Origin of the sequence: Aestuariirhabdus sp. LZHN29, from assembly GCF_049985285.1 — a bacterium.
GTDB lineage: Bacteria > Pseudomonadota > Gammaproteobacteria > Pseudomonadales > Aestuariirhabdaceae > Aestuariirhabdus.
This window is the reverse complement of the sequence record NZ_JBNIEU010000001.1, coordinates 762,493-788,951: the sequence shown is the minus strand read 5'-3', so window position 1 is coordinate 788,951 and position 26,459 is coordinate 762,493. Positions and strand designations below refer to the sequence as shown.

Annotated in this window: 24 protein-coding genes; 21 read left to right on the top strand and 3 right to left on the bottom strand. The window is 54.5% G+C overall.

All coding sequences use genetic code 11. The annotated features are described in order from the left end of the window. Nucleotides 1-134: 134 nt before the first annotated feature. From ACP3PW_RS03775 to ACP3PW_RS03765, 3 genes are all read left to right on the top strand, one after another. Nucleotides 135-2,249 (top strand): AAA family ATPase, encoded by a 2,115-nt coding sequence (locus tag ACP3PW_RS03775; RefSeq protein WP_426415332.1) that lies wholly within the window; start codon nt 135-137, stop codon nt 2,247-2,249. 134 nt (nt 2,250-2,383) lie between these two features. Then, entirely contained in the window at nt 2,384-3,340 is a 957-nt protein-coding gene (locus ACP3PW_RS03770) for a helix-turn-helix transcriptional regulator (protein ID WP_426415331.1), read from the top strand. Between the two features lie 681 nt (nt 3,341-4,021). Further along, a complete protein-coding gene (locus ACP3PW_RS03765) occupies nt 4,022-4,705 on the top strand; it encodes a hypothetical protein (RefSeq protein WP_426415330.1) in 684 nt (227 codons plus the stop codon). Nucleotides 4,706-4,837: 132 nt separating this feature from the next. Here ACP3PW_RS03765 and ACP3PW_RS03760 read toward each other — a convergent pair whose 3' ends face one another. Both ACP3PW_RS03760 and ACP3PW_RS03755 read right to left on the bottom strand, forming a co-directional pair. Next, complete coding sequence (locus ACP3PW_RS03760) at nt 4,838-5,122, bottom strand: type II toxin-antitoxin system RelE family toxin (RefSeq protein WP_426415329.1); 285 nt, start codon at nt 5,120-5,122, stop codon at nt 4,838-4,840. Continuing rightward, the gene (locus tag ACP3PW_RS03755; protein WP_426415328.1) at nt 5,112-5,360 is read right to left on the bottom strand and encodes a type II toxin-antitoxin system Phd/YefM family antitoxin; all 249 of its coding nucleotides are present in this window, start codon (nt 5,358-5,360) and stop codon (nt 5,112-5,114) included. Before ACP3PW_RS03755 ends, ACP3PW_RS03760 begins: the two co-directional genes overlap by 11 nt. 1,107 nt (nt 5,361-6,467) lie before the next feature. Between ACP3PW_RS03755 and ACP3PW_RS03750 the strand changes: the two genes are divergently transcribed. The 18 genes from ACP3PW_RS03750 to ACP3PW_RS03665 all read left to right on the top strand — a co-directional run bounded on the left by ACP3PW_RS03750 (nt 6,468) and on the right by ACP3PW_RS03665 (nt 25,301). Beyond that, the gene (locus tag ACP3PW_RS03750) at nt 6,468-6,701 is read left to right on the top strand and encodes a hypothetical protein (protein ID WP_426415327.1); all 234 of its coding nucleotides are present in this window, start codon (nt 6,468-6,470) and stop codon (nt 6,699-6,701) included. Next, nucleotides 6,694-7,893, top strand: coding sequence for a tyrosine-type recombinase/integrase (locus ACP3PW_RS03745; protein WP_426415326.1), 1,200 nt, complete (start codon nt 6,694-6,696; stop codon nt 7,891-7,893). Before ACP3PW_RS03750 ends, ACP3PW_RS03745 begins: the two co-directional genes overlap by 8 nt. After that, nucleotides 7,883-8,188 carry a hypothetical protein gene (locus ACP3PW_RS03740; RefSeq protein WP_426415325.1) on the top strand — a complete coding sequence of 102 codons (306 nt, stop codon included), beginning with the start codon at nt 7,883-7,885 and terminating at the stop codon, nt 8,186-8,188. Before ACP3PW_RS03745 ends, ACP3PW_RS03740 begins: the two co-directional genes overlap by 11 nt. 171 nt (nt 8,189-8,359) lie before the next feature. Beyond that, nucleotides 8,360-8,665, top strand: a complete 306-nt coding sequence (locus ACP3PW_RS03735; RefSeq protein WP_426415324.1) for a hypothetical protein — start codon at nt 8,360-8,362, stop codon at nt 8,663-8,665. A gap of 178 nt (nt 8,666-8,843) precedes the next feature. Then, nucleotides 8,844-10,607 (top strand): type I restriction-modification system subunit M, encoded by a 1,764-nt coding sequence (locus ACP3PW_RS03730; RefSeq protein WP_426415323.1) that lies wholly within the window; start codon nt 8,844-8,846, stop codon nt 10,605-10,607. Then, nucleotides 10,597-12,228 carry a restriction endonuclease subunit S gene (locus ACP3PW_RS03725; RefSeq protein WP_426415322.1) on the top strand — a complete coding sequence of 544 codons (1,632 nt, stop codon included), beginning with the start codon at nt 10,597-10,599 and terminating at the stop codon, nt 12,226-12,228. Before ACP3PW_RS03730 ends, ACP3PW_RS03725 begins: the two co-directional genes overlap by 11 nt. Then, nucleotides 12,221-13,396 carry a DUF4268 domain-containing protein gene (locus tag ACP3PW_RS03720; RefSeq protein WP_426415321.1) on the top strand — a complete coding sequence of 392 codons (1,176 nt, stop codon included), beginning with the start codon at nt 12,221-12,223 and terminating at the stop codon, nt 13,394-13,396. The genes ACP3PW_RS03725 and ACP3PW_RS03720 overlap by 8 nt, the downstream gene beginning before the upstream one ends. Beyond that, nucleotides 13,393-14,124: a hypothetical protein gene (locus ACP3PW_RS03715; RefSeq protein ID WP_426415320.1), complete on the top strand. Its 732-nt coding sequence runs from the start codon at nt 13,393-13,395 to the stop codon at nt 14,122-14,124. The genes ACP3PW_RS03720 and ACP3PW_RS03715 overlap by 4 nt, the downstream gene beginning before the upstream one ends. Further along, complete coding sequence (locus tag ACP3PW_RS03710) at nt 14,121-14,711, top strand: DUF6933 domain-containing protein (RefSeq protein WP_426415319.1); 591 nt, start codon at nt 14,121-14,123, stop codon at nt 14,709-14,711. Before ACP3PW_RS03715 ends, ACP3PW_RS03710 begins: the two co-directional genes overlap by 4 nt. Then, complete coding sequence (gene rhuM, locus ACP3PW_RS03705; RefSeq protein ID WP_426415318.1) at nt 14,704-15,765, top strand: RhuM family protein; 1,062 nt, start codon at nt 14,704-14,706, stop codon at nt 15,763-15,765. The genes ACP3PW_RS03710 and rhuM overlap by 8 nt, the downstream gene beginning before the upstream one ends. After that, a complete protein-coding gene (locus ACP3PW_RS03700) occupies nt 15,762-18,941 on the top strand; it encodes a type I restriction endonuclease subunit R (RefSeq protein ID WP_426415317.1) in 3,180 nt (1,059 codons plus the stop codon). The genes rhuM and ACP3PW_RS03700 overlap by 4 nt, the downstream gene beginning before the upstream one ends. 122 nt (nt 18,942-19,063) lie before the next feature. Beyond that, nucleotides 19,064-19,192, top strand: coding sequence for a hypothetical protein (locus ACP3PW_RS03695; RefSeq protein ID WP_426415316.1), 129 nt, complete (start codon nt 19,064-19,066; stop codon nt 19,190-19,192). Nucleotides 19,193-19,222: 30 nt separating this feature from the next. After that, nucleotides 19,223-20,164 (top strand): glutathione S-transferase family protein, encoded by a 942-nt coding sequence (locus ACP3PW_RS03690; protein WP_426415315.1) that lies wholly within the window; start codon nt 19,223-19,225, stop codon nt 20,162-20,164. Between the two features lie 221 nt (nt 20,165-20,385). After that, on the top strand, nt 20,386-20,820 hold the full coding sequence (locus ACP3PW_RS03685; RefSeq protein ID WP_426415314.1) for a hypothetical protein: 435 nt from the start codon (nt 20,386-20,388) through the stop codon (nt 20,818-20,820). 67 nt (nt 20,821-20,887) lie between these two features. Further along, on the top strand, nt 20,888-21,982 hold the full coding sequence (locus ACP3PW_RS03680) for a hypothetical protein (RefSeq protein ID WP_426415313.1): 1,095 nt from the start codon (nt 20,888-20,890) through the stop codon (nt 21,980-21,982). Nucleotides 21,983-21,999: 17 nt separating this feature from the next. Continuing rightward, the gene (locus ACP3PW_RS03675; RefSeq protein WP_426415312.1) at nt 22,000-24,429 is read left to right on the top strand and encodes a putative bifunctional diguanylate cyclase/phosphodiesterase; all 2,430 of its coding nucleotides are present in this window, start codon (nt 22,000-22,002) and stop codon (nt 24,427-24,429) included. Between the two features lie 79 nt (nt 24,430-24,508). Next, entirely contained in the window at nt 24,509-24,859 is a 351-nt protein-coding gene (locus tag ACP3PW_RS03670; RefSeq protein ID WP_426415311.1) for a 5-carboxymethyl-2-hydroxymuconate Delta-isomerase, read from the top strand. Nucleotides 24,860-24,935: 76 nt separating this feature from the next. After that, nucleotides 24,936-25,301 (top strand): hypothetical protein, encoded by a 366-nt coding sequence (locus ACP3PW_RS03665; protein WP_426415310.1) that lies wholly within the window; start codon nt 24,936-24,938, stop codon nt 25,299-25,301. Nucleotides 25,302-25,470: 169 nt separating this feature from the next. On the opposite strand, the gene ACP3PW_RS03660 is transcribed toward ACP3PW_RS03665, so the two are convergent. Beyond that, a complete protein-coding gene (locus ACP3PW_RS03660; RefSeq protein WP_426415309.1) occupies nt 25,471-25,974 on the bottom strand; it encodes a hypothetical protein in 504 nt (167 codons plus the stop codon). Between the last annotated feature and the right edge of the window lie 485 nt (nt 25,975-26,459).

The following is a 26,459-nucleotide window of genomic DNA, read 5'->3' as shown; positions in this document are numbered from 1 at the left end:
CTTCAGAGCTAAACATCACATCACATTCCTATTTACTTCGCTTCATAGAAGCCTGTTACCTGGAACTTTATGCGTCACAATACGTCGCATGGATCTCCATAATTGTGTCGTATTGAGAACTATGGAGCGACACTATGAGCACGACACCCAAGTGGCTTGTAAGAGGCGAAGAACAAACGACACCGTGTACTCAGAGTTTAGTGGGAGACATACGTCTATGGGTGCTTCGTTGTCTGGTTCCACTTGAAGGGTATCGACATTTTATCAAGGCAGACTGCTTTGCCGATGATCAATTAGCGGATGCTGTTGGATTGACATTGGTCGATGAACAGTTTGGTGACAAATTTAACAGAGCAGCCGTTCGCCTGAAACTGATCGAAGCCTACGAGCAATGTGATGCGGAAAAAATCTCCGATGACAGCTCACCCATTCTGACCCAGAATATTCAGCGACTGCGTCAGTTAGTCAGCCTGTCTGATGCGGATTGCGATGTCCTACGCTTCATCATCCTTCTGAATACCAATCGAGCGCTGATGCTTGCTACCTACTATCTTGGTGACCTATCGAATGCTGAAGCCTATCGGACCCTCTCGATTATATTGGGCCTTCCCGAAATTACGGTACAGCATTCGTTAGGGCCAGGTGGCATGCTAAGTCGAAGCGGCTTAGTCGTCATCGATAGCAATGGCAGATTCTCTCTCGACAGCAAAATGGACCTCATCAGCGCCAGTTTTTCAGAGAGCATGACCACTAATCTTATCGATCCCATCTGGTTGATTCGCGACCGGGTTAGAAAGAGTGCACCTACTAGCCTGACACCCGATGACTACCCCGGTCTACAGGCAGAGTTATCTCTTCTTAGGTCATACCTCAGTGAAACTGAACGCAAAGATAACTCGGGTATGAATTTTTTGGTCTATGGCCCTCCGGGAACAGGAAAGACTGAATTAGCCCGGCTTGTTGCCAAAGAGGTCGGCGTCAACCTCTTCGAGGTGGCGCGCCAGAGTGAATCAGGTGACCCCCTGAAAGGAGAGGCACGACTCATGGCCTACCGTGCGGCTCAAAGCTTTCTGCAAAAGAGTAATTCCATTCTCCTATTCGAGGAGGTATCCGATATCTTTGAAGAGGATGATGCTAACCCCTTCGGGATCAACCCGACGCAAAAAAGTAAAGCCTGGATTACCCAGATGCTTGAATCGAACTCGGTTCCTACCTTTTGGTTAACCAACTCCATCGCGGGAATTGACTCCGCCTACATACGTCGGTTCGACATGGTGGTCGAGGTCCCGATTCCGCCGGTGTCTCAGCGCGAACGAATATTGAAAAGAACCTGTGCCGATTTTCTAGACGAAGAGACAATTCGTTGCATCTCCAAGTTAGATGCACTCGCTCCCGCTGTTATTACTCGAGCCGCGTCCGTAGTGTCGTTGGTTAAGGCGCGAAGCTGCCAAATGCCCCCTGTTAAGGCGTTTGAGATCCTGATACGCAACACACTCAAGGCGCAGGGCCATAATCCCGGCAATTTTTTAGCGATGACAGATAATCTGAGCTTTTATGACCCCGACTTTATCAGTGCCGACTTTGACTTAAGCGCTGCTGCCGAGGGATTAGCTCAAGCAGGTCAAGGGCGCCTTTGTCTGTATGGCCCCCCGGGGACCGGAAAGACGGCGTTCGGGTATTGGTTGGCGGAGACTATGGATCGCCACCTTGTGACCAAGCGCGCATCAGATCTTATATCACCCTATATCGGGATGACCGAACGCAATATCGCAACGGCGTTCGAAGAGGCAGAGCAAGACGAGGCGGTTCTTCTTATTGACGAAGCGGATAGCTTTTTACAGGATCGTCGAAGAGCTGAACGTCCCTGGGAGATCTCTCATGTCAACGAGATGCTGACCCAGATGGAGTCTTATAAAGGTGTGTTTATCGTGACGACCAACCTGATGGATTCCCTGGACCAGGCTTCTCTGCGGCGCTTTGATCTTAAGGTGCATTTTGACTTCCTCGATCGTGCGCAGCGTGGTGAATTGCTTCGCCGTTACTGCCACAAGCTCAATCTAGGGGCGCCCTGTGAAAACGCCCTCAAGGCGATAGAGCGACTTGAACTTCTGACACCTGGCGATTATGCAGTAGTGGTTCGGCGCTCGCGCTTTGCACCGATTGAGTCATCGGTGGCCTTTGTAGAGGCACTTGCGGCCGAAATTGCTTGTAAAGAAGATGGGAAAAAATATCCCATAGGATTTATTTGATATTCTGTTGATAAAAGAGGAAGCCTGTTGCATGAAGCAACTATCGACATTACCGTTCTTCAAACCTGTACCTTAATCCGCCTATGGGCTTACCCGCCCTAGACCGAACTCATTCATAATTTTGAGATACCCTCATGGGAAAACGCGCCGGAAACATTGAAACCCTCTCACTATCGTTGGAAATACTGCGACGGATACCGAAACACGGATCTGCATCGGCGAAAGAGATCCATGAGCAACTTCTCTGTGCCGGTATTCATCGCGACATCCGAACAATTCAGCGGCAACTGGATATGCTCAGCCTGGAGTTCGACATCGAACGTGATGATCGCACCAAGCCCTACGGATATCGCTGGATGAAAAGCTCGTCTGGGTTTTCCGTACCCATGTTGTCAGAGCAGGAATCCCTGCTCCTGACCCTGGCCGAGCAATATTTACACAATCTGCTTCCTCCCAAGCTAATGAAATCAATGGAGCCATTTTTTAAGCAGTCACGGCGCAAACTGGATGATTCCAATAAGCCGGAGCACGAGTGGCGGGATAAGGTTCGCGTAGTCGACACCTCCCAGCCGTTACTTCCCCCTCCTATAGCAGAGGGAGTTTTCGAATCGGTAAGCGCCGCTCTATACCAGAACCATTGGCTACACATTCAATATGTCAACGCCTCCGAGTACGAAGCGGAATATGACGTCATGCCGCTGGGACTGGCCCAGCAAGGAACGCGCCTCTATCTGGTATGTCGATTTGATGGTTATGACAACGAGCGAAGTATAGCGCTGCACCGGATCGTATCGGCGCGGGTAAAAACCATACGCTTTACCCGTCCCCATAATTTCAGCTTAGAGAAATACGATTTTGACGGGCGCTTTGGGTTTGGCGAGGGACAGAAAATCAGGCTTAGATTTACCGTCGATCGTGAGGCCGGCTACCACCTCCTTGAGTCAAAACTCTCCAATGATCAAAAAGCGATCGTGTCCGATGATCATATTGTCATTACCGCGACCGTTATCGAAAGCGCAATGTTGGAATGGTGGGTGAGAGGGTTTGGAGATCTGATGTGGGATGTTGTTAAACAACCAATCAAAGACTAATAAGGAAGAAAGGCGTGTGGGCAAAAACAGGCGTTTTCTGGATCTATGATGGCATCGTAATGAACGAAGCCGCCGATATTGATCAGGGGGTAGAGCTCACAAGCGGTATGGTTGACTCCGACTAGACTTATGGGAGAACCGGCACAGTTACGCTGGGCGGACCCCGGGCGTCTTAAACTGAATGCCGCTTTCCCCACGAGGGCGCCCCTTCATCCCCAAACACTAAGAAAGCACGTTGTCTACCTGGATGGACCATTGGCGCACGACGAGTATAAGTCACTTTTTTTAGGCGTCTTTGAGATAGACAGGCTGAACTGTATTTGGCATGGCGATGATTACTATGCCATTTTTGGTTAGCTGAATTACCTTCAGCCTCTCAGGCTCGGAAATGGTTTAGCAGGAAACCCGAATGAGCCGCAAATGAATATTTTGCACACTCAAAACATTTATAAAACTGGATTTCAAAAATGCCGGATTGTGACCCCAAAATGTGTCTGATCGGAGTCGAAAGGGAATGTTTGAATAACGGTATATCGGGATAACCTGCTGGCTTTAAGGTTATACCGATTTAAAACAATTCAGAACCTAGCCTAGGCTGCACTTCGATATCTAAATATCAATGGGTACAAAACGGATATAGATGGGATTTTGTGGGAACTTAACAAGAAGGTATTTAACAGGATGAAAGATAATAACAACATAAAATCCCCCGTAAATTTTCAAAACAAATTGGAAGAAGTTATGGAAGGAGTTTACGATTTAATCGAACTTTCAAAGGAGAATAATCTGGATCCTGTCAGCGAAGATGGTGTAGTTCGTTATAGGGAAGAAAGCGGTAAAACTTGTTTTCAAGTATCAGGGCAGTTTGATAGGCCATCCGAATATCTTGAATCACTACTTGATATTATTCGTGTCAATTATGAACCATGCGTGCTTGGTACGTTTTTTTTGAATTCAAATATTGGGTTCTTGTACGATGGGATACCTGATACTTCTTTTCAGTTGGGCTATATTTCAATGACCAGTGAAGTCAATAAGCAGTTTGATACATTTTGGGATGAAGATGTTATTCCGCATATTGAAAAGTGTGGTTACTCTTTTAAAGATACTTCCTCTGTATATGCAGTAGCATCAACTGGTGAAGGGAGATATGATCTTGACTTTATGGACAATGTACTTACTACTTTAGATTCCGAGTTTTCAATTGATGAGGCCATAAATCTAATGACTGCGTCTTTTCGCGAAACGACTGAGGGGCCGACTAAGGATATTTACTCTGGGTTTTGCCTGGATGCAGCATTAGGAAATAAAATAAGACTGTCGCTTTGGCTTTTCATCAATCCGCATGAGCACGTTATTCAATAAAAAATTTAACAAAAGCATACAGCGGACTCTGAACTTCCTCCTCCGCTTTAGCGTGACCTTTCCCCCATATCATGAAACCTTCTCGGCGAAGGCTCCCAGGGGGGTAGAAAGCTTCGCTAACCTGCATGAGGGTTAAACTCGCTTTGCTGCGATTTTGTAGACCAGGTTTCGCTCCCGCTTACCTACGGCAACCACAATCACGGTAACTGTTTCGTCATGCACTTCGTACACCAGTCTGAAGCCGGCTTGGCGTAGCTTGATTTTGTAGCGGTCTTTGGCACCTGACAAGCGGCAGCTCGGTACCCGAGGGTTATCGCAGCGCTCAATAAGCTTCTTCTTAAACTGCTCTTTCACGGAGGAGGCTAGCTTATCCCACTCTTTTTTGGCATCTTCACGAAACGCCAGTTTATAGGTCATTCACATCGACCTCGATGATAGCTTGATCCTGTCGTGCATCCGCGATGGCATTCAGCTCAACATCTTCCAGCCGGTCAACAATCTCTTCCCAAGCGGTAGCCGGAATGCAGTAGAAATCGGGCTCATTGCGATTGAGTACAGCTACGGGAAACCCTTCACCCTGAGAGACAACAAAGCTGGGGTTCTTTTTTAACTCGGAAATGCTGACACAGGTATCAGCTAATATTTGGCGGGACATTTTCACACCTTGAGACCTATAAGAAGACCTTATTGTAGGTCTCATCGGCCTGCCGGGCAACTGCTTAAGACCTGTTTACAGGTTTTTTAAAGCCCTCACCCTGCTTGAGGGTCGCAGGTGATGCTAGGTAATCCCGTCCAGGTCACCACGTTCTGTGAAGGGGGTGGGCTACAGTAAGTTCACATTGGTGATACGTGGAAAGTTAATCGCCCCCTATTAGTTGGAAACGAAGATGATCCAAGCAGGCGCAGATAAGCAGCGATTAATAACGAATATTGGGCAGCACTCAAAACATTTACAAAACTGCATTTCAAGAATTCCGGATTGTGACCAGTAAACGTGCCTGATCGGTGTCGAATGGGGCGGTTCAAGGGTTGCGTATCGATGTAACCTACTGATTAAGCGGAGTTAAACCGATTGATAACGATTCAGGGCCTATGCCGGGCTACACTCCGGAGGGCGCCACATACAAAAATGCCCACCTTGTGTGGGCTTTTTTGTATGTGTGATCTGGGCGTTCGAACCTCGGAGGTTCGACACGATGCGCCAGCATTGTGCAACGAGCGCAGCGAAGCCCGCAGGGGACCAACGGCCCCAAGCCGTTGGGATTTATCCTCTAGGGTGCGCCATACAAATCAACGGCTTAGCGAATTTCGCTAGGCCGTTTTTTTTGCCTGGGACCAAATTGAGACCAATTTGAGACCGGGTTGCGACGCCAGAAATCTTACCTCCCCGAAAATGACCATTGCCCTGTTCTAAGCCAGTCCCCCTTGAGTCTCAACGGACAAGCTCTTAGTCGTCGATGACTTAATACTTCCCTGTCAGCCAGAATTCCCAATATGGCGCTTTAGCGAAACCATAGTTGTGAAGCGACCCGAACAATATTCCCACTATGTGTGGCCGCCTTTTCAGTATATTCCTGGGGCCTTTCCTATCGGCAAACACCCTGACTATTGCTAAATCCGAGTGAAAATCATTCACCTGAAACAGGGATTATTTATTCAGAAATTAGCCCCGAAAGCTGTAGTTTTTTAGCGCCTTATAATATTTAGCAAGAAATCATTTTGGTTTCTTTTGACCATAAATCACACGCTAGAGGTTATTGCTATGAAACAAACATATCTCACCACTCAGGAGCTTTCGGAGCGCATTAAGTACGACAGTCGCACAATTCGGGAGCGCCTGAAGGACTCCGTATTGCTGGAGGGGGTTCACTACATTCGTCCGTTTGGCGGGCGCAAGATTCTCTATATATGGGAAACCATTCAGCGCGATATCGGGCAGTATTCCGAAGAGGCGATCGGTATCCCCATGGCGAATGGAGGGCGGTGCCATGGGTAAGGTTCGCGTGCGGAAAGAAACCAATAAACTGTTTATCGATTTTCGTTTTCAGAATCATCGCTGCAGGGAGCAAACGTTACTGGACGATTCCCCAAACAACCGTCGCAAGCTGGAAACGATGCTTAAGCGCATGGAAGCGGAGATGGTGTTGGGTCAGTTCGACTACGCCAAATATTTTCGTGCAAGCCCTATGGCGCAAAAGCTGAGGCAGCAGAATAGCCTGGTAGCGAGGCACTTCGCTCAAGCCCCCCTGTTCGCCGACTTTGTTGAAACCTGGTACGACGAAGCCCATGTTGCCTGGCGCGAATCTTACCGGGCTAGCATTCGCGGCGTGATCGACCGCCGGTTGCTACAGGCGTTCGGGGAAAAAGGGGTCGACCACATCACCAAGGCAGATCTACTGCAGTTTCGCGCCCAGCTCGCCAAAGTCGTGCGCAAAAACGGCAAAGGTCTATCCGCGTGGCACATCAATCGACACATGAAAGTGTTGAGGATGATCTTGAATGAAGCAGCCGACCGTTTCGAGTTTACCTCACCCTACCGGGGGATCAAGCAACTCAAGGTACAGAAGAGTGATATTGACCCCTTCACCCTGGAGGAGATCAACCTGATTCTCGATACCGTGCGCCCCGACTTTCGCGACTACTACTGTGTCCGCTTCTTTACCGGCATGCGCACCGGCGAGATCGACGGGCTACAGTGGCGTTTTGTGGATTTCGACAAGCGCCAGATTCTGGTGCGCGAAACCATCGTCAATGGCCGTAAGGAGTACACCAAAACCGACGGCAGCCAACGCGAGATCGCCATGGCCCAGCCGGTGTACGAGGCGTTGCTGCGCCAGCGCGATGCCACCGGTGCTCACGACTACGTGTTCTGCAATCGCAACGGTAACCCGATCAGCCACAACAACATCACCCGGCGGGTGTGGTATCCGCTGCTGCGTTATCTCGAACTGGAGCCGCGCCGTCCCTACCAGACCCGCCATACAGCCGCCACGTTGTGGCTGGCCAGCGGTGAGAGCCCGGAGTGGATCGCTCGCCAAATGGGGCATGCCAACACCGAGATGCTGTTCCGGGTCTACTCGCGCTACGTTCCCAACCTGACCCGTCAGGATGGGTCTGCCTTCGAGCGGCTGTTGGCCAGCACTCTGGAATCGACCTCGGCAGCAGGGGAGGTGAGCCATGAACACTAAATTGGCAGATCAACTCTGGCAGGCCGCGCAACGGGAGATGGAGCGAAAACGGAGTCATCGTCACCTGGCCCAACGCCTGGCGCACCGCCTGGAGGTGGTGCAGGGCAATCATTTGGTGGCGTTGTTAGCCCCCGGCAGTGACGCTCGCACCAATGGCGAGGCGATCCTCTATTGGATCGAACGCAGCGGGGTCACGGTACAGGGCTTACGCCAGCGCGGAGAGAACGCAGAGCAGTGGTTCGAGCGGGCGCTGATCAAAACCCTGCAGGATCGCCAGCAGTGGTGGAGTGGCTGAGCCGGGGTTGCCCTCAGCCATGCGGGGAGGATAACTCCCTGCATGGCTACCCTGATGCTTCGGGGTAGCCATGCACCTGTCGCCTCAGGCGACCTGAGTCTTTGTACAGTCTACATCGGCAACGGATCGCTCGTTAAGCTTGAGTCAGGATGAATCCTCGATGGAGGAACCATGAATAAGGAGCCGGACCCACGGACGCAGCAGCCGGTAGAACCCCGGCGCATCGAGCACTCCGAGCCAGAACTCACCCGGCATGAAGTGGTACTGCGGGGTGAGGGGGGCTCTATCACCAAAGGGCTGACCGTCGCCGGCGAGCCCTGTGTGCTGGTGAATGAATGCGCCCTGCTGGAGGAGGACGATGAAAGCGGGGGGATTAGCTGCTACCTGTTTTACAGCGAAGCCGAACGGGACCGCTATATCGAGCAACGCTGGAGCCCGGCGATCAAAAGGTACCGGGCGCGACTGTCGCGCCGCTAGCCGAAGGTGACCACCTCGTTCCTGCGGGGGCGGCGAGCACTGAGGGCTCGTTCTATTGATCTGGCTGGTATGCCCTGTGGCCGTTGGCAGGTACTATTGTTCTCTTCTTGCGATGCGTACGATCGTGTCAGACTTTAAAGTTGGCAGGCATGTTTGCAATTGAGGTAACAGGAGTCCTATGAACGCCACCGAACAGCAGTTTCTGAAGGAACTGGACGACAAACTCTGGAAAGCCGCCGATAAGCTGCGCGCCAACCTCGACGCTGCCAACTACAAGCACATCGTGTTGGGGCTGATCTTCCTCAAGTACGTCTCCGATGCCTTTGAGGAACGCCAGCAGCAGCTGCTGGAGCTGTTTCATCAGGCCGATGACGACAACCTCTACTACCTGCCGCGGGAAGACTACGATAGCGATGACGAATATCAAGAGGCGCTGCGTGAGGAGCTGGAGCAGCAGGACTACTACGCCGAAGCCAATATCTTCTGGGTGCCCAAACACGCCCGCTGGAGCACGCTGAAAGAGAAAGCGATCCTGCCGGTCGGCTCGGTGCTGTGGAAAGACGATGCCGGTCATGAGGTGAAGCTGCGCTCCGTCTCCTGGCTGATCGACAACGCGCTGGAAGAGATCGAGAAGAGCAACGCCAAGCTCAAGGGCATCCTCAACCGCATCAGCCAGTACCAGTTGGATAACGACAAGCTGATCGGCCTGATCAACTCCTTCTCCGATACCTCCTTCTCCAACCCGGTGTTCAAGGGCCAAGCCCTCAACCTGCACAGCAAGGACATCCTCGGCCACGTCTACGAATACTTCCTCGGCCAGTTCGCCCTCGCCGAAGGCAAGCAGGGTGGCCAGTATTACACCCCGAAGAGCATTGTCACCCTGATCGTCGAGATGCTGGAACCCTACAGCGGGCGCGTCTACGACCCAGCGATGGGTTCGGGCGGCTTCTTCGTCTCCTCTGACAAGTTCATCGAGGAGCATGCCGTCGAGCAGCATTACGACCCTGCCGAGCAGCGCAAGCACATCTCCGTCTACGGCCAGGAGTCCAACCCCACCACCTGGAAGCTGGCGGCCATGAACATGGCAATCCGTGGCATCGACTTCAACTTCGGCAAGAAGAACGCCGATAGTTTCCTCGACGACCAGCACCCGGACCTGCGCGCCGACTTCGTGATGGCCAACCCGCCGTTCAACATCAAGGACTGGTGGAGCGAATCGCTGGCCGACGACGTGCGCTGGCAGTACGGCACCCCGCCCAAGGGCAATGCCAACTTCGGCTGGATACAGCACATGCTCCACCACCTCGCCCCCACCGGCAGCATGGCGTTGCTACTGGCCAACGGTTCCATGAGTTCCAATACCAACAACGAGGGCGAGATCCGTAAGCGGCTGATCGAAGAGGATCTTGTTGAGTGCATGGTGGCCCTGCCGGGACAGCTGTTTACCAATACCCAGATCCCCGCCTGTATCTGGTTCCTGACCAAGGATAAAGGACAGGCAGGAGCCGTGTCCGGTAAGCGCAACCGCAAGGGTGAAGTCCTCTTTATCGACGCCCGCAGCCTCGGCTACATGAAGGACCGCGTGCTGCGCGACTTCACCGCCGACGATATCCGCAAGGTGGCCGACACCTTCCATGCATGGCGCCGGGCAGGAGCCCAAGTGCCGCGTAGGCCAGGGATGGCCGAGAGCGGCCAGCAAGGCAAAGACTATGAAGACGTGCCCGGCTTCTGCGCCTCGGTGGACTTTCAGGAGGTCGCCAAGCACGACTTCGTGCTGACGCCGGGTCGTTATGTGGGCGCACCGGATCAGGAGGACGACGGTGAACCCTTTGCCGAAAAGATGGCGCGGTTGAGCGAGCAGCTCAAAGCGCAGTTTGACGAGAGTGACCGACTGGAAGCGGCGATCAAGCGCAATCTGGGGGGGCTGGGGTATGAGTGCTGAATGGCCACGTGTGACCATTAGATCATTGATCGAAAACGGTACCATCAAAATACAGAAAGACGGTAACCATGGCTCAAAGTACCCTCGTGCGGCTGAATTTGGTGATGAAGGGGTGCCTTTCCTCACAGCCAAACTTCTAGACGATGCAGGCAATATCGACCTAGATGCCGCGCCTCGTCTAGATGAAGAAAAGGCGAACAAGTTTACCTTTGGCTTTATCGAGTCAGGGGATGTTTTGCTCTCACACAATGCAACGGTAGGAAGGGTGGCGATAGTTCCTGAACTTCAGGAGCGCGTTCTGATTGGAACCTCTTTAACTCACTACCGCCTAGATACCACGAGGCTATTACCACGTTACTTAGCGGCATTTTTTTCTGGCCGAGATTTCCAGAACCAACTGGCCGCAGTGATGAGCCAAACGACGAGAAATCAGGTTCCCATAACTTCTCAGAGAACACTGAGCATTGTCCTACCTCCATTGGATGAGCAAGAAAACATCGCGAGTACACTCGGCACTCTCGACAGCAAAATCCGTAACAACCACCAAATCAACCAAACCCTCGAACAGATGGCGCAGGCGATCTTCAAGAGCTGGTTTGTCGATTTCGAACCGGTCAAGGCCAAGATCGCCGCGCGTCAGCACTATCTGCAAGAGCACCCCGACGTCACGGAGGAGGAGATACTGGCCGCGACCGACAGGGATGTCGGGAGTGCTGGCTATGCAGGAGCAATAGCCAGTGAACTGGCCGCCATGCGGGTGATCAGTGGGCGCTTTCTACCTGATGCTGACGCATCCGCCGCAGGCGCTCCCGACCCACTCGCCCAGATGGCCGCCGAACAGCCCGAGCAGTACGCCGAACTCCAAGCCACCGCTGCGCTGTTCCCTGCCGCGTTGCAGGAGAGTGAGTTGGGGGAGACAAATTCGTCGGGAACGAATTTGGACGCACAGGGTGCGCCCGCAGGGGGCGGCCCAGGGGCGGGCCGCCTCATTCCGGAGGGGTGGGAGGTCAGCCAGATCGGAGACGAGGTTACAGTTGTTGGTGGTGGCACCCCATCCACCAAGAATCCCGATTTCTGGGAAGGCGGTGACATCCACTGGACGACTCCGAAGGACCTCTCCAGCCTGAATGACAAAGTGCTAATCGATACCGAGCGAAAGATCACCCCTGTGGGCTTGGCCAAGATCAGTTCGGGGCTGCTGCCCGTGGATACAGTTCTGATGTCTTCCCGTGCTCCCGTTGGTTATCTAGCCTTGGCAAAGACCCCTGTTGCGGTCAACCAAGGCTACATAGCGATGAAGTGCGATAAACGCCTCACGCCGGAGTATGTTCTTCAGTGGTGCGAATCTCGGATGGATGAGATCAAAGGGCGAGCAAGTGGCACAACATTCGCCGAGATCAGTAAGAAGAACTTCAAGGCTATCCCCGCAGTTGTTCCGGCACCGGATGTAATCGAGCTTTACTCAGCGAAAGTTAGTGGCTTGTATCTCCAGATTGAGTCGTTGGTACGTCAGTCGCGAATTCTTTCCGAGATGAGAGACACGCTGCTCCCCAAGCTCCTCTCCGGCGAACTTACTCTTCCCGAAGCGCAAACCCAGTTACAGGACGTAGCCCATGTTTAAGATCGATCCGCAGCAGAACCGTATCGCGCCGCTGGAAGCTAAGCGCTTTGGCGAGCTGGGCTTTACCGAGCGCAAACACTTGCAGGAGTGGTTGGAAAACTGCCCCCAGGCGCTGGCGCAAGGCGAAGGCGACGAGCTGCTGATCATCCAGAAGGAGTTCGACGGATTCGACGATACCCGCGAACGCCTAGACCTGTTAGCGCTGGGCAAGGAGGGCAATCTGGTGATCATCGAAAACAAACTCGATGACACCGGTCGCGATGTGGTCTGGCAGGCACTCAAGTACGCCAGCTACTGCGCCAACCTCAGCAAACAACAAGTGGTCGACATCTACCAGCGCTACCTCAACCAGAAGGCGCAGGAGAGCGGCCAGCCCGCCGCCAATGCCGTTGACAACCTGATCGAGTTCCTCGATGTGGACGGGCTGGAAGCCGCCCAGATCAACCGCATCAAGACCCAGCGCCTGATCTTTGTGGCAGCCCGCTACCGCAAGGAAGTGACCAACACCGTGCTCTGGCTGAGCCAGTTCGGCATCGCCTGCCAGTGCTTCAAGGCCACTCCGTTTCAGTCCGGTTCCGAGCAGTTCCTGAGCGTCGAGCAGATCATACCGACGCCGGAATCCTCCGACTTTATGATCGGCATGGTGGCCAAAGAGGCGGAAGAGAAAAGCGCCGACACCGAGCAGAAGCAGCGCCATACCCTGCGGCTTGCGTTCTGGGAACAGGCGCTGGATGCCTTCAGCCATAGCTCCTGCAGCCTCTACAACAACATCAGCCCCTCAAAAGATCATTGGCTCAGCGCGGGGTCTGGCCTCCGCTCCATGCCCTACAACCTGATCTTTGGCAAAAACGAGATCCGGGTGGAGTTCAGCCTGCAGCGCAGCGAGGCGGAGGTGAACACCATCGTGTTCAACCACCTGGCCGCGCAAAAAGAGGCCATTGAAGCCGCCTTTGGCGATGCGCTGGCCTGGTCACCCCTGCCCAACAAGAAAGCCTGCCGCATCCAGTACAGCAAGCCAGTCGATGGTTACGACAAAGCCAACTGGCCGGAGATGATCCAGTGGTTGGTGGAGCATATGACCAAGCTGGAAAGCGCCCTGCAGAAGCCGCTGCAGAAAATAAACCGGCAGCTGAAATCGGAGCCGCCTAGTGTCGAGGTGGCTGAGTGAGTTCAGAAAAGCTATGGCAGGACCTAGTTGCGGACAAGAAGAGATGGTTCGCCGAGCCTTTCATGCAGGTTTTTGATGAGAACACGCTGCGAATCCGGCGCAACTTAATAGCGCTATGCGCCGTAGTCTTGACCTACAAGCTCGCAGCCACAGGGATCGACTTAGAGGCGTCATCCTTTGTTGGTATCAAACTAAAGGGCATCAAGTCGACGGCTATTGATTGGCTGTTGTTGATCGGTGTTGGCTATTTGTTTGTGCACTTTCTATGGAGCGGTTGGGATAAGTTCTGCGAATGGCGCCTTCGCTTGACCGGTATGGTTTTGCCGAAGCCGAAGAACGATACAATCTGGAACGATGGCGAACAGGGGGAAGCTGGAGCTGATAGCCCAGAGCAAGCTACTTTGTCGGGCTGGTGGATGGAAAACACCAAGCAGTACCTCGACAGTGATTTAGCGAACGAGCATAAACTTGATTTTGACGGTGCCTCCGCAAAAAACATCCCGCCAGCTGTAAATCTGATTAAGCAGCGTATTGAAGAGCTATCCAATAAAGGAGCTCATATCGAGGCAGCATTACAAAGGTATGAAACTGGCTTTGATATGCTACAAGCTAGCCAACGCTGGCGCTGGTTTATTCTCGAATTTTCATTGCCCATCGGTATGGCGTTGGTGGCTATTGGATTGTTGTTGGGTAGTACTTTGTTCTGTTCAGCCGAGGTAATCCAATGATACAGCTCCACGCCACGCGCAAGCTGTTCGAGCGCCTGCCTGTGGATCAACAGGGGCAGCTGCCATCGACGCCACGCAGCGCCTGGCTGTTTGATGCAGAGCCTATGGATGCCAATCCGCTCAGCGGCTGGCACGGTAATCGGGTGACCTATCAGCGACGCAACTGTGTGCTGCTGGTACACGATGGGACCCGCTTTCCGCTGTTACTACCTGCGCTGACCAAACCGGACTTTGCCGAGCTGAACGACCGCTTTGTGGATGCGCTGATGAACACACTGCTCAAGTGCGGCGCGAAACAAGGGCAGCTTGATGCGGCACAGCGTCATTTGCGACCGTTGCAGATCGACACTCAGTGCAACCGCTCGGTTCAAGGCACGCTCAACCGGATGGGTCAGGACATAGAGCTTGCATTGCACTACGACAACATCAACGTCGCCGAGATCACCGGCTACCGCCAGGGCGCGTGGATGGCGCAAACACCGCGCACGGTGAAAGGCCAGGGCTGCCTCTGGCCACAGAAGGCGATGTTGGATCTGCTTTCAGGCTTGACAAGTCGCGATGAGAACAGAGAGGCCAACCATGAGTGACCCGAAGATCCAGATCTTCACTTCCAGTGACGGAGAGGCTCGGCTTGAGGTGGCATTGGAGCAAGAGACCGTCTGGCTCAGTCAGGCGCAGATGGCCGAGCTGTTTGGCACTAAGCGCCCGGCCATCACCAAGCACTTAAGCAATATTTTCAAAAGTGGTGAGCTGGACGAGCAGGCCACATGTTCCATTTTGGAACACATGGCCGACCATGGTCAGCGGTATCGCACCAAGCATTACAGTCTGGACGCGATCATCTCGGTCGGGTATCGCGTCAACTCCATGCGCGCTACACAGTTTCGCCAATGGGCTACTGGCGTGCTCAAACAGCATCTGGTGCAGGGCTACACCCTCAATCAGCAGCGTCTGACTGAGCGTGGAATCGAGTTCGAACAGGCGGTGGCACTGCTGTCCCGCACCCTGAGCAACCAGCAACTGCTGGCACCTGCGGGGGAGGCGGTGGTGGATGTGATCCGCGACTACGCCCGCTCCTGGAGTCTGCTGCAGGGCTATGACGAGCAGAGCCTGACCGATGTCGGCGTTAGACAGAACCAGATGCAGTCCCTGGGGCTGGAGGAGGTACTGACCGCCATTGCCCAGCTGCAGCAGACCCTGATCGCCAAGGGTGAAGCGACCGAGTTGTTCGGCAAGCTGCGGGGCGATGGCCTGGCCTCCGCGCTGGCGACCATCGAACAGGGCTTTGGTGACGAGCTGTTCTACCCCAATGTGGCCAGCCGTGCTGCGCACCTGTTGTATTTTGTAGTTATGTACAGGATGTACGGTATGCAGCGGGCGCAGGGATGCGCTGGAGCTGCCACGAATCACCCGTTGGCCGATGGCAACAAGCGGACAGGCTCGTTTCTGTTCCTGTGGTATCTGCGGCTGAATCAGCACCTGCTGGCCAAACCGGTTGAGCAGCTGATCAACGACAATACTCTGGTCGCCCTGGCGCTGCTGGTAGCCGAAAGCCTGCCGGACCAGAAGGAGCTAATGATTCGTCTGGTTGAGCACTTTGTTTTGCTCAAGGATTCCACCGAAGAGGGAGTAAACGCATGAACGAAGATCAGCTGGAACAGCTCTGCCTGGAGTGGTTTGCCGAGAACGGCTGGGAGATCGCCCACGGGCCAGACATCGCCCATGATGGACCGACGCCAGAGCGGCAGAACTACAATCAGGTTTTGCTACTGGCTGATCTGGAAGCGGGTATTCGCCGCATCAATCGGCACCTGCCCGATAGTGCCATTGAGCAGGCCATCGCTCAGGTACTGAAGCCGGAGAGTCTTGATGTGGTGGTGAGCAACCGCGCTTTTCATCGCCTGCTGCTGGAGGGCGTGCCGGTCGAGTACAAGACCCTCACCCCGGCCCTCTCCCAAGGTGAGAGGGAGGAGCGTGTGGTACACGACCACGCGCTGCTGATCGACTTCGATAACATCGACAGTAACCGCTTCCGCGCTATCAATCAGTTCACCATTGCCGGCAGTAAACAGCTGCGCCGCCCCGACGTGATCTGCTTTATCAACGGCCTGCCCATCGCGGTGCTGGAGCTGAAAAGCCCCTCGGCAGAGAACGCCGACATTTGGGATGCCTTTAACCAGATTCAGACCTACAAGGATGAGGTCTCCGATCTGTTCGTATACAACGAAGCCTTGGTGGTCAGCGATGGCTATACCGCTCGTGTCGGCTCGCTGACGGCGAATCAGGAGCGCTTCATGCCCTGGCGCACCATCAAGCACGAAGACGACAAACCGCTGCTGGAGTGGCAACTGGAGACGCTGGTGCGCGGCTTCTTCGACCGTGAGCTGCTGCTCGATTACATCCGTTACTTTGTGCTGTTCGAGACCGACGCCGACAAGCTGATCAAGAAGATCGCCGGTTATCACCAGTTCCATGCCGTGCGCGAGGCGGTCAGGGCCACGGTGATCGCTTCCGAGGAGATGAACGGTGTTGCCGAACGGCGGGCCACCTACAACAGCGAAGTGGTGCCGGGAAGCAAAAAGGCCGGTGTGGTTTGGCATACTCAGGGCTCGGGCAAGAGTATCTCCATGTGCTGCTATGCCGGTAAGTTGCTGCAGCAGCCGGCGATGAACAACCCGACCCTGATCGTGGTGACGGACCGTAACGACCTCGACGGCCAGCTGTTCAAGACCTTTACCGACTCCAAAGAGCTGCTGCGGCAGACGCCGGTACAGGCGGATGATCGTGACAAGCTTCGCCAACTGCTGGCCGAGCGCGAATCCGGCGGCATCATCTTCACCACGGTGCAGAAGTTCGCACTGCTGGCTGAGGAGAACCATCACCCGACTCTCAACGCGCGCCACAACATTGTGGTGATCTCTGATGAAGCCCACCGCAGCCAGTACGGACTGAAGGCCACGCTGAAGCAGGACGGCAGCTACAAGTTCGGCTACGCCAAACATATGCGCGATGCGCTGCCCAATGCCGCCTTTATCGGTTTTACCGGCACGCCCATCGCCAGCGAGGACAAGGACACCCGTGCGGTGTTTGGTGATTACGTTTCCATCTACGACATTCAGGATGCGGTCGAAGACGGCGCGACGGTGCCGATCTACTACGAATCGCGTCTGGCCAAACTGGATCTCAACCATGCCGAGATCGAGCAGCTCTCGGAACAGGTCGATGAGATGGTTGAGGATGAGGAAGACGTCAGCTCCCGCGAAAAGACCAAGGGCGAATGGAGCCGGTTGGAGAAACTGGTGGGGGCCGATCCGCGCCTGAAGCAGGTCGCCGAGGACCTGGTCGAGCACTTCGAGACTCGCACCGCCAGCATGGACGGTAAGGCGATGATCGTCGCCATGAGCCGCGATATCTGCGCACAGCTCTACAACGCCATCGTCGAGCTACGCCCCGAGTGGCATGACACCGATCCCGAGAAAGGCGCGATCAAGATCGTGATGACCGGCTCAGCATCGGACAAGCCGCTGCTGCAGCCCCATATCTACAACAAGCAAACCAAGAAGCGACTGGAGAAGCGCTTCAAGGATGTGAACGATCCACTGAAGCTGGTGATCGTACGCGACATGTGGCTGACCGGCTTTGATGCACCCTGCTGTCATACCATGTACGTCGACAAGCCGATGAAGGGCCACAACCTGATGCAGGCTATCGCCCGCGTCAATCGGGTGTTCAAGAACAAGCCCGGTGGTTTGGTGGTGGACTACATCGGCATCGCTAACGAGCTGAAGCAGGCACTCAAAACCTACACCGACTCCAAAGGCAAAGGGGCACCGACCCACAGCGCCGAAGAGGCATTCGCCATTCTGTTGGAGAAGCTCGATGTCATCCACGGCATGTTCGCCAAGGGGCCGAAAGGTGATGGTTTCGACTACAGCGGGTTTGAGACGGAGGCTCACAAACTGCTGGTCCCCTCGGCCAACTACATCCTCGGCCTGGAGGACGGCAAGAAGCGCTTCCTCGATACCGTGCTGGCGCTGACCAAGGCGTATTCGCTCTGCAGCACGCTGGATGCCGCACGCGAATACCACAAAGAGATCGCCTTCCTGTCGGCAGTGAAAGCCGCGATCACCAAGCACACTAGCGTGGACCGCAAGCTGACGGAGGAGGAGAAGAACTCGGCCCTCAAGCAGATCCTCGACAATGCCGTGGTGGCGGAAGGCGTTGCTGACGTATTCGCCCTCTGCGGTCTCGACAAGCCCAATATCGGCCTGCTGTCGGAAGAGTTCCTAGAAGACGTGCGCCAGATGCCCTACAAGAACCTGGCCGTCGAACTGCTGGAAAAACTGCTGAAAGACGACATCCACGCCAAGACCCGTAACAACGTAGTGCAGGAGAAGAAGTACGCCGAGCGTCTGCAAGAGACACTGCGCAAGTACAACAACCGAGGCATCGAAACCGCTCAGGTGATCGAAGAGCTGATCGCCATGGCCAAGCAGTTCCAGGAGGAGATGGCCCGCGAAGCCGCACTGGGACTCAATCCCGACGAGATCGCCTTCTACGATGCGCTGGCCAACAACGAAAGCGCCGTACGCCAGCTGGGTGATGAAATCCTCAAAAAGATCGCCGTCGAGATCACCGACAAGCTGCGCAAATCCACCACCGTTGACTGGCAGGTACGCGAGAGCGTTCGCGCCAAGCTACGCATCCTCGTGAGGCGCACGCTACAGCGATACAAGTATCCGCCCGATCAGGCACCGGAGGCGGTGGAGTTGGTGTTGAAGCAGGCTGAGGTATTGTCGAGTGGGTGGGCGGCGTGAGTGGCTGTGAGGGAAATGTTACTCATTGCTTAGCGAGGGGATGGAAAAAGAAAGGCTGGAACCTGTTTTACTTGCAGCATAGATCAGTCTCTATAGTAGCTATAGATCGTTAAGGAGTGACTATGATTATTATCGGTATCGATTGCGCCACCGACCCAAAGAAAATGGGTATCACAAGGGCTGTGAGTAGTCCTCATGAGTTGAAAGTACTGATCTTTGGGGGAGTACCCAAAGGGCGGGTGACCGGATAGACTCTAGACACCAAAACAGGGAGATTCATCGTGTCAGCTAGCGCTTCAGATATTATATTGCACAACTATCCACAATCCCCGGTCGCTGAAAAAGTGCGTGTGGCATTGGGTATTAAGGGGCTTGCCTGGCACGATGTGGAGATACCGCGATTGCCCCCCAAACCGCTACTTACGGCGCTTACCGGTGGCTATAGACGTACACCGGTTATGCAAATTGGGGCAGACATCTACTGCGATAGCCAATGTATTATCCGTGAACTGGAACGACGTTATCCGTCACCGACTTTTATGCCATCGGCCAACGCGGGGTTGCTGTGGTGTCTTAGCCGCTGGACCGATGGCGAGCTCTTTAATCTGGGGGTTAAGATCGTTCTGGGTGCCGCTGGCGACAATCTACCCGCGGATTTTGCAAAAGATCGCGGGCTTCTCTATCTTGGCGAAGATTGGGCGGAACGGTTAAAGCAAGCCAACGCTCAGTTGCCCCATCTTGTCGCCCAGCTGCGCGCGCCACTGGGCTGGCTCAACAATACGCTCAGCGATGGTCGTACATTTTTGCTCGGCCCTGATCCTGCGGCCATTGATGCGCAGTGTTATCACGTGGTCTGGTTCTTACGGGGTCGTTGGGACGGAGGCGCGCCACTATTTTCTGAATTTCCACACCTCGAGCGTTGGGAAAAAAGCGTAAACGCAATCGGTCATGGCAGGTCTACCCCCCTCGCAGCAGAAGATGCGCTGGCGTTAGCACAAAGCTCAGACCCTGTTACCGTTGACCCGATTACACAGAATGACCCGCAAGGATTAACGCCAGGCACTAGGGTGTCGATTGGCCCGGATGTGGACAGCGGTGAGCAGCGTACAGAGGGCATGGTCTGTAGCGCCGATGCGGACACCCTATCAATAACGCGCACAACGGATCAGGTTGGAACCGTTTGCGTGCATTTCCCTCGCGCAGGATATCGGATCGAGGTGTAACGGGGCTGTCCTGGCCCCTGCTTCTGCCCACCGATAGAGGGGGGCGACCGCTTTGCTGGTCCCGCGAACACAGCCGTCGTGCCGCCGCCCGCTACTTTTGCATCTATAACTCTACCTCGGTCACAAATAGACGCTGAAAACGGGATAAGGGCCCTGTATTGGTATAGTTTTTAACGAGCCCCCTCCATTCAGTTTTGTTGTTGCAGACGAAAAGGATGTAAATGCTCGAAATTTGGCGCAGCCTGCGGTTGATCATGCTGTTGGTGCTGTTAACTCGATGCGGCTATCTCCATGCCGAGCAGACCCGGATTATTGCTAATCCCGCGGTGCCCGTTGCCGAACTCTCGTTTCAGCAGCTGAAAGCGATCTTCACCAGCAGGCAGAACTTCTGGCCGTCCGGCGAGCGCATCACCCTGTTCGTACTACCCGCATCCCACCCTCTGCAACAGGCGTTCTGCAGGGAGCAAATGCGGTTGTATTGTTATCAGCTGGAGCGCAGCTGGCAGCGCTTGCTCTATTCCGGTTTTGGTACAGCGCCACAACAGGTGGCCAGTGAGGACGAGTTGGTTGGCAAAGTGGCATCGACACCCGGCGCCATCGGTTTTGCGAGAAAGGACTATGTGGATACTCAGATCAAGACGATTAGCGTTCGCTAGGTTCGGGCGCAGCTGGATTGCCGCCCTTGTCCTGCTTCCCTCCTTTGTTGTGGCGGAGGAGTTAGTAGTGCACGGGTTTGTCTCCCAGGGGCTGATCTATACCGATCACAATGGCTACATCGATGATGATTCGGGTTGGACCGGAAAGCTTTCGAGCGCGGCGCTGAACGGGTCGGTACAGGTCACCGAACGTGTGCGCGTGGCGGGGCAGGCGATGTATCTCAACGGTGGCAATCGTTATCGTGAAGGTGGCCGGCTCGATTACCTGTTGCTGGATTACAGCCTGCTCAATTACCTGCAAGGTGAAGTTAACCTGATGCTGGGGCGCTATAAAAATGCCCATGGACTCTACCGGGACACCCGTGACGTGCCTTCGGCCCAGCCCGGCATTATTCCGCCGCAGTCTGTGTACTGGGATATCTATCGGGATATAACCCTGAATACCGATGGTGCGAGCCTGTTTGGGGTGCATTTCAGCGATGCGGGTACTCTTGACTGGCAGCTGAGTGGTGGCCGCACCGACATCGATGATGACACCATTGATTGGGTTATCGGACCCAATGCCAAAGGCAGTCTCGATGAGGATTACGTCGCCCAGGGTAGTCTCTATTTCACCGAGGAGCAGGAGCGCTGGAAGCTGGGGGTGAGCAGCCTCTACTCCAAGGTCGATTATGATAGTAGCGACCCGACGCAAGCGTTGTCGGGTGACTCAAGGGTATGGGAAACGATTCTGTCGGCACAGTACCGCACCGAGCGCTGGGAGTGGACCGCCGAATATATTTTCGACCGTTTCGAATTTAACGGACTCTTTGCCCCTGACTTCAGTGACACTATCAACAGCGATGGATTTTACCTGCAGGGTCTCTACGACCTGACCCCCGAGGTGCGCCTGATGATGCGTTACGATGCGCGCTATCTCGACACCTCCGACCGCGACGGTCACGACCGTGAGAAAACCACCGGGCAGCCCGACTACTTCGCCTACGCACGGGATCTGACCGCCGGGGTCAGCTGGCAGGGTGGTGACGACTGGATGCTGCGCGGTGAATATCACTACATCACCGGCACCGCCTGGATCGCCCCGCAACTGTTTTCGGATACGCAAACGAACGACTCCAAATACTGGAGCCTGTTCGCCCTGCAACTCTCTTACTGGTTTTAATGCTACCGGGAGTAGATATGCGTTTTATGAGTCTGCGATGGAAATCACTGGTGCTCTATACGCTGCTGCTGTTGGCGCTTCTCGGTAGCCTGACCGCCCTGACCCTGTTTTGGTTTGATAGCTATCAGCGCCAGAACCAGAACAGCCGGGTGGAAGAGCAGCGGAGCAACATTGAGCGTGTCTTTCGTCTTAATAGCGAGAACATCATCCGTTCGCTGGAATCTTTTCTGGACCGGGGGCGTGACCCCGAGCTGCAACAAAACAGCATCAGTATGAAGAATGCGTTTACGGCGTTCTGGGAAAATAACGCCCTGCGTAATGACTTCGAGTATGCCTGGCTATTGGATACCCAGGGCAGCATCCTCGCGAGTTGGGGGGCGCCCCCGTTGTTCGAGTGGAGTCAGGGTGTGACCGAGGTGTTACGCACCCTGTCGCCGGTTGAGGGTGTTCGTTGCGAAACTCGGTGCCTGCATTACACGGCCCTGCCCGCACACTGGGCGGGCAGGGATGAGCGGGTGCTGGTGATCGCCTCCTCCCTGATCCAGCCGGTGATTTCGTTGCGTGAAATCCATAATGTAGATATCGCCCTACTGATAGAGGACGACCTGACTCAGTTTGGTGGTTGGTCGGCGCGGGTTCAGTCGCTCTCGAATCGCACCCAGCTGGAGCCTCTTTTATACGAGGCAAGCTCACAATTTAGCTTGAAAGAGATCAGTGCGTCGAGTCATACGATTGACCTCAACGACCATTACTATCGGATCTGGTCGCAACCCCTGGGTAATGACGGGGTATCGGGACACCTTCTTTTTGTTGATGATGTTTCGGAGCAGGAGCGGGCGCTGAACCAGTACCTGTGGCAGGTCTCTGTTTTGGCGTTGGGGATTTTGCTGGTGGGACAGATTATTGGTTACCTCGCCTACAGTGCGCCCATTCGCCGTCTCAACGATTTGGCGCAGGCGATGCCGATGTTGGCCTACCAAAAGTTTGATGACACCAGGGCACTACTGCGCAAGGAGAGAGGGCGTCTTGGCGATGAGCTTAACCAGCTGGAAGATGCCGGAATTGAGTTGGCAGATCAGTTGGAAGCCCTCACCCAGGAGGTAAGACACCGTACCGTGCAGCTGGAAAATATGGCGTTATTCGACCCGCTCACCGGTTTGCCAAATCGTAACCTGTTGTTGCAGTTTCTGAACGAGTCGTTGCAGGCGCAGGCGTCGGATCATAGCCTGTTGGCGGTAATACTGCTGGACCTGGATGATTTTAAACGTATCAATAACAGCCTGGGTCATGAGATTGGCGATAACCTGCTGGTCTCGCTTTCCCAACGCCTCGCCAACACCCTGCGCGAGAGCGATATGGTGGGCCGTTTTGGCGGTGATGTGTTTGTTGTTATCTTGCCCAATGCTGAATCCAGAGAGCGTATTCTTAAAATAGTATCTTCACTGCTGGATGAGATAAGACAACCCCTACAACTGCTCGACCAGTCGTTTGTGATCGCCGCCAGTCTGGGTGTGACCTTTGCCAGTAGCGAGCAGCCGGGCAACGCCGAGGAGTTGATCAAACAAGCCGATACCGCGATGCACGAAGCCAAGGCGCGAGGGAAGAATGCGTTTTGCATTTTTGACAAGCAGATGACGCACAGTGTCGAAAACCGCGTGGCGATGGAGCGCGAGTTACGAGTGGCCGTCGAACAGCAGCAGTTTTGCCTGCACTTGCAACCCCAGATATCCCTCGGTAGTGGCCACCTGACCGGCTTTGAAGCGCTGATTCGCTGGCAGCATCCGCAGCAGGGTTTGCTCTCCCCCGCAGCGTTCTTGCGAGACCTGGAAAATGGTGAGCACAATATTGCCGTTGGCTTTTGGGTGATCGAACACGGCCTCGAGTTACTTGCCAGGGTGTGTCGCCACACCCGGCTTAACCTGAAGCTGGCGGTCAATATGAACCCGGAGCTATTTCTCGATAAACGCCTCACCGCCTTCGTTGAACAACAGTTAGCACGACAGAAACTATCTCCCGGGCAGCTGGAGTTTGAGCTGACCGAAAGCTTGTTGGTGAAGGATATGAGCGCCGTAGCTGCGCAGATGTCCAGACTGGCGAAGATGGGGGTGACCATCGCCATCGATGACTTTGGTACCGGTTACTCATCGCTGGCCTACCTGCGTCAGTTGCCGGTGGATGTATTGAAAATTGACCGTGCCTTTGTCGCCAACGTGCCCCACAATTCAAAAGACGCGCTGCTGGTATGCAGCATCCTGTCGATGGCCAAACAGTTGCATATGGAGGTGGTCGCCGAAGGTATCGAGCATGGGGAGCAGGCGGAGTTCCTGCGGGAACAAGGCTGCCCCCTGGGGCAAGGTTTCAAGATCTCGCGCCCCATTGATGAGGCCAGGTTGCTGGGAGTCATGGATCAGCGTCTGCGCCAGGGGCTTTGGCTGGATCAAGAGTAGACCCCCGTATACAATCCCTCTTTCACCACAGGAGAGGCGGCAGCTCTCTTCTGCCTACAAGCCATAAAGAGATGCCCCGATGCCCCATTGTATTATCGAGTATTCGCAGGAGCTGGCAGCGAACGTTGACCCCGGAGTGTTGGTGGACAGCGTTCACGCCGGGGCCATTAACAGCGCGCTTTTTGAGGAACACGCGATCAAATCAAGAGCGATCGCTTATCAGTATTTTCGTAGCGGAGTTCAGCCACAGTCGTTTGTCCATGTCACCCTGCGTATCTTGTCGGGGCGTACGCTGGTACAGCGAAAAGCGCTGTCCGAATCGGTACTTTCGGCGTTGACGGGTTTGGGTCTTAAAGGCGTTTCCCTGACCGTGGCGGTTGAGGATATGGAGCGAGAAAGTTACGCGAAGGTGGTGGTAGGCCCGGAGTGACACGGGCCTCCACTTCCAACCGTTTGGACAGGGTGATATTCTCCGACGCTGTTCAGTCTTACCCTTAAGGATTCCAATGAAATTTCGATTGCTGTTGTGGTTGATCTCTGTGGCCTACAAACGGGCTATAGGTCGTAACGAGTCGATGCGCGAATACCTGAACGGAGTAGAGAAAACGATTCAGTTTACCAGCGACCAGCCGGTGATCAGTCGCTACCTGTGTTTTAAAAACCAGGCGTTAACCAGTGCTGGCGAGCTGGTCGAGGCTGATATGACGATTCGTTTTGTGTCCCCCCAGGAGGGGTTTTCGATCCTTCGGTCGATGGCCACCGGTAAAGATAAAAATGCCTTTATGCGTGCTATTCAGGATAAGACAGTGCGTGTTGAGGGAGATCCGATGCTGCTCTTGTGGTTCCAGAAATCGATGAAGCATATAAAGTAGCCGCCGTTTTCTGTGCTGGCCAAGAGGCGCCGGTGGATATACCCGCTTTTTTTAATCTCTGGTTGTAGCCATCTTTTTACGTCGGGAGAGGTCCTCCTCTACTCGCAGGTTGGGCGCCGCCTTGGTGTTGTTGTCCCCGTAGGAGTGTCTGGGCAAATACCCCGATGAATCAGGAGATCAGTGCTGCCAGTCGCGGCTCCAGCTCGCTCATGCGCTGTGAGCCTTCGGGGTTCACCTTGATCGCCTCGCGCCACTTGTCGAACAGCGCTTGCAGCTCAGCGATTGATCTGCACGCCTCGATCTCCTCTATGAGCGGCTCGCCGGTGTAGCCGATAAAGGTGCGGGTCGTGTTCACCATGAAATTACGAGCCATCTCTATGCGTTCGTTGTCATCTTTGGGCTTGGGTGCGTCGGAGGGGGCCGATCGCTTCAGCGCTGAGCCGATACCGGATGGTTGTTCCTCTTGATTCAGTGGCGTGATAAAGCCCCCCGCGAGCAGCTGCTCAAACGCCTCTTTCATGCGGTCTCCGGGGACCTGAGCCGTCAGTGCTTCCAGATCACGCTTGCCGTCGATCAAGATCAATAGTTGTCGGGCGCGGGCGGACACCTCATGACTTCGTTGTGCAACGGCTTCGATGCCCTTGGGTGTTTTTACATAGAGGATGTCGCTCATCTCGCTATCTCCTGCGAATCAACTTATTGTTATTGGACTGGTTGAGTGCCTCGGGTTTCAGTCCCGACCCTGATGGGGTCGAGAAATAACGTAGCAAGCCTATAGAGCATAAAATTCGCTCTATCAAAAGTCTAGCTCTAGAATCGGCTCTAAATGGAGGGGATGGCACCCGGTATCGGTTCTGGCTTCGGTGGGCGGTGCTGTATCGGTACCTGCCGCGCTTGGTGAGTAACTATCATATAACGTAGCCTTTGTGGGCACATTAAAAGGCGACAGGCGTGTGGCGCAGGGATATCGGAGGCTTGGGGTTAATTGTCGCCGATCGTGACCGGAGCGCTTTAGATGCAAACCAGAGCGGCGAGGCCGCAGGAGTCGGCTGGGGAAAGGGGTATGGTTGCCGGAGGGGCGGTGTAGCGGGTGGAGAGGGATTTAATTATTTTGCAGGCAATGTCTCATTATTTGTGATGCGGCCGGTGGTTAGGCGG

Coding starts and splice junctions, on each gene's coding strand:
- ACP3PW_RS03735 (WP_426415324.1), top strand. CDS start 8,360: ATGAATAAGGAGCCGGACCCACGGACGCAGCAGCCGGTAGAACCCCGG.
- ACP3PW_RS03665 (WP_426415310.1), top strand. CDS start 24,936: ATGAAATTTCGATTGCTGTTGTGGTTGATCTCTGTGGCCTACAAACGG.
- ACP3PW_RS03745 (WP_426415326.1), top strand. CDS start 6,694: ATGGGTAAGGTTCGCGTGCGGAAAGAAACCAATAAACTGTTTATCGAT.
- ACP3PW_RS03700 (WP_426415317.1), top strand. CDS start 15,762: ATGAACGAAGATCAGCTGGAACAGCTCTGCCTGGAGTGGTTTGCCGAG.
- ACP3PW_RS03775 (WP_426415332.1), top strand. CDS start 135: ATGAGCACGACACCCAAGTGGCTTGTAAGAGGCGAAGAACAAACGACA.
- ACP3PW_RS03675 (WP_426415312.1), top strand. CDS start 22,000: ATGCGTTTTATGAGTCTGCGATGGAAATCACTGGTGCTCTATACGCTG.
- ACP3PW_RS03740 (WP_426415325.1), top strand. CDS start 7,883: ATGAACACTAAATTGGCAGATCAACTCTGGCAGGCCGCGCAACGGGAG.
- ACP3PW_RS03660 (WP_426415309.1), bottom strand. CDS start 25,974: ATGAGCGACATCCTCTATGTAAAAACACCCAAGGGCATCGAAGCCGTT.
- ACP3PW_RS03720 (WP_426415321.1), top strand. CDS start 12,221: ATGTTTAAGATCGATCCGCAGCAGAACCGTATCGCGCCGCTGGAAGCT.
- ACP3PW_RS03760 (WP_426415329.1), bottom strand. CDS start 5,122: ATGACCTATAAACTGGCGTTTCGTGAAGATGCCAAAAAAGAGTGGGAT.
- rhuM (WP_426415318.1), top strand. CDS start 14,704: ATGAGTGACCCGAAGATCCAGATCTTCACTTCCAGTGACGGAGAGGCT.
- ACP3PW_RS03710 (WP_426415319.1), top strand. CDS start 14,121: ATGATACAGCTCCACGCCACGCGCAAGCTGTTCGAGCGCCTGCCTGTG.
- ACP3PW_RS03755 (WP_426415328.1), bottom strand. CDS start 5,360: ATGTCCCGCCAAATATTAGCTGATACCTGTGTCAGCATTTCCGAGTTA.
- ACP3PW_RS03685 (WP_426415314.1), top strand. CDS start 20,386: ATGCTCGAAATTTGGCGCAGCCTGCGGTTGATCATGCTGTTGGTGCTG.
- ACP3PW_RS03725 (WP_426415322.1), top strand. CDS start 10,597: ATGAGTGCTGAATGGCCACGTGTGACCATTAGATCATTGATCGAAAAC.
- ACP3PW_RS03770 (WP_426415331.1), top strand. CDS start 2,384: ATGGGAAAACGCGCCGGAAACATTGAAACCCTCTCACTATCGTTGGAA.
- ACP3PW_RS03765 (WP_426415330.1), top strand. CDS start 4,022: ATGAAAGATAATAACAACATAAAATCCCCCGTAAATTTTCAAAACAAA.
- ACP3PW_RS03670 (WP_426415311.1), top strand. CDS start 24,509: ATGCCCCATTGTATTATCGAGTATTCGCAGGAGCTGGCAGCGAACGTT.
- ACP3PW_RS03750 (WP_426415327.1), top strand. CDS start 6,468: ATGAAACAAACATATCTCACCACTCAGGAGCTTTCGGAGCGCATTAAG.
- ACP3PW_RS03695 (WP_426415316.1), top strand. CDS start 19,064: ATGATTATTATCGGTATCGATTGCGCCACCGACCCAAAGAAAATGGGT.
- ACP3PW_RS03730 (WP_426415323.1), top strand. CDS start 8,844: ATGAACGCCACCGAACAGCAGTTTCTGAAGGAACTGGACGACAAACTC.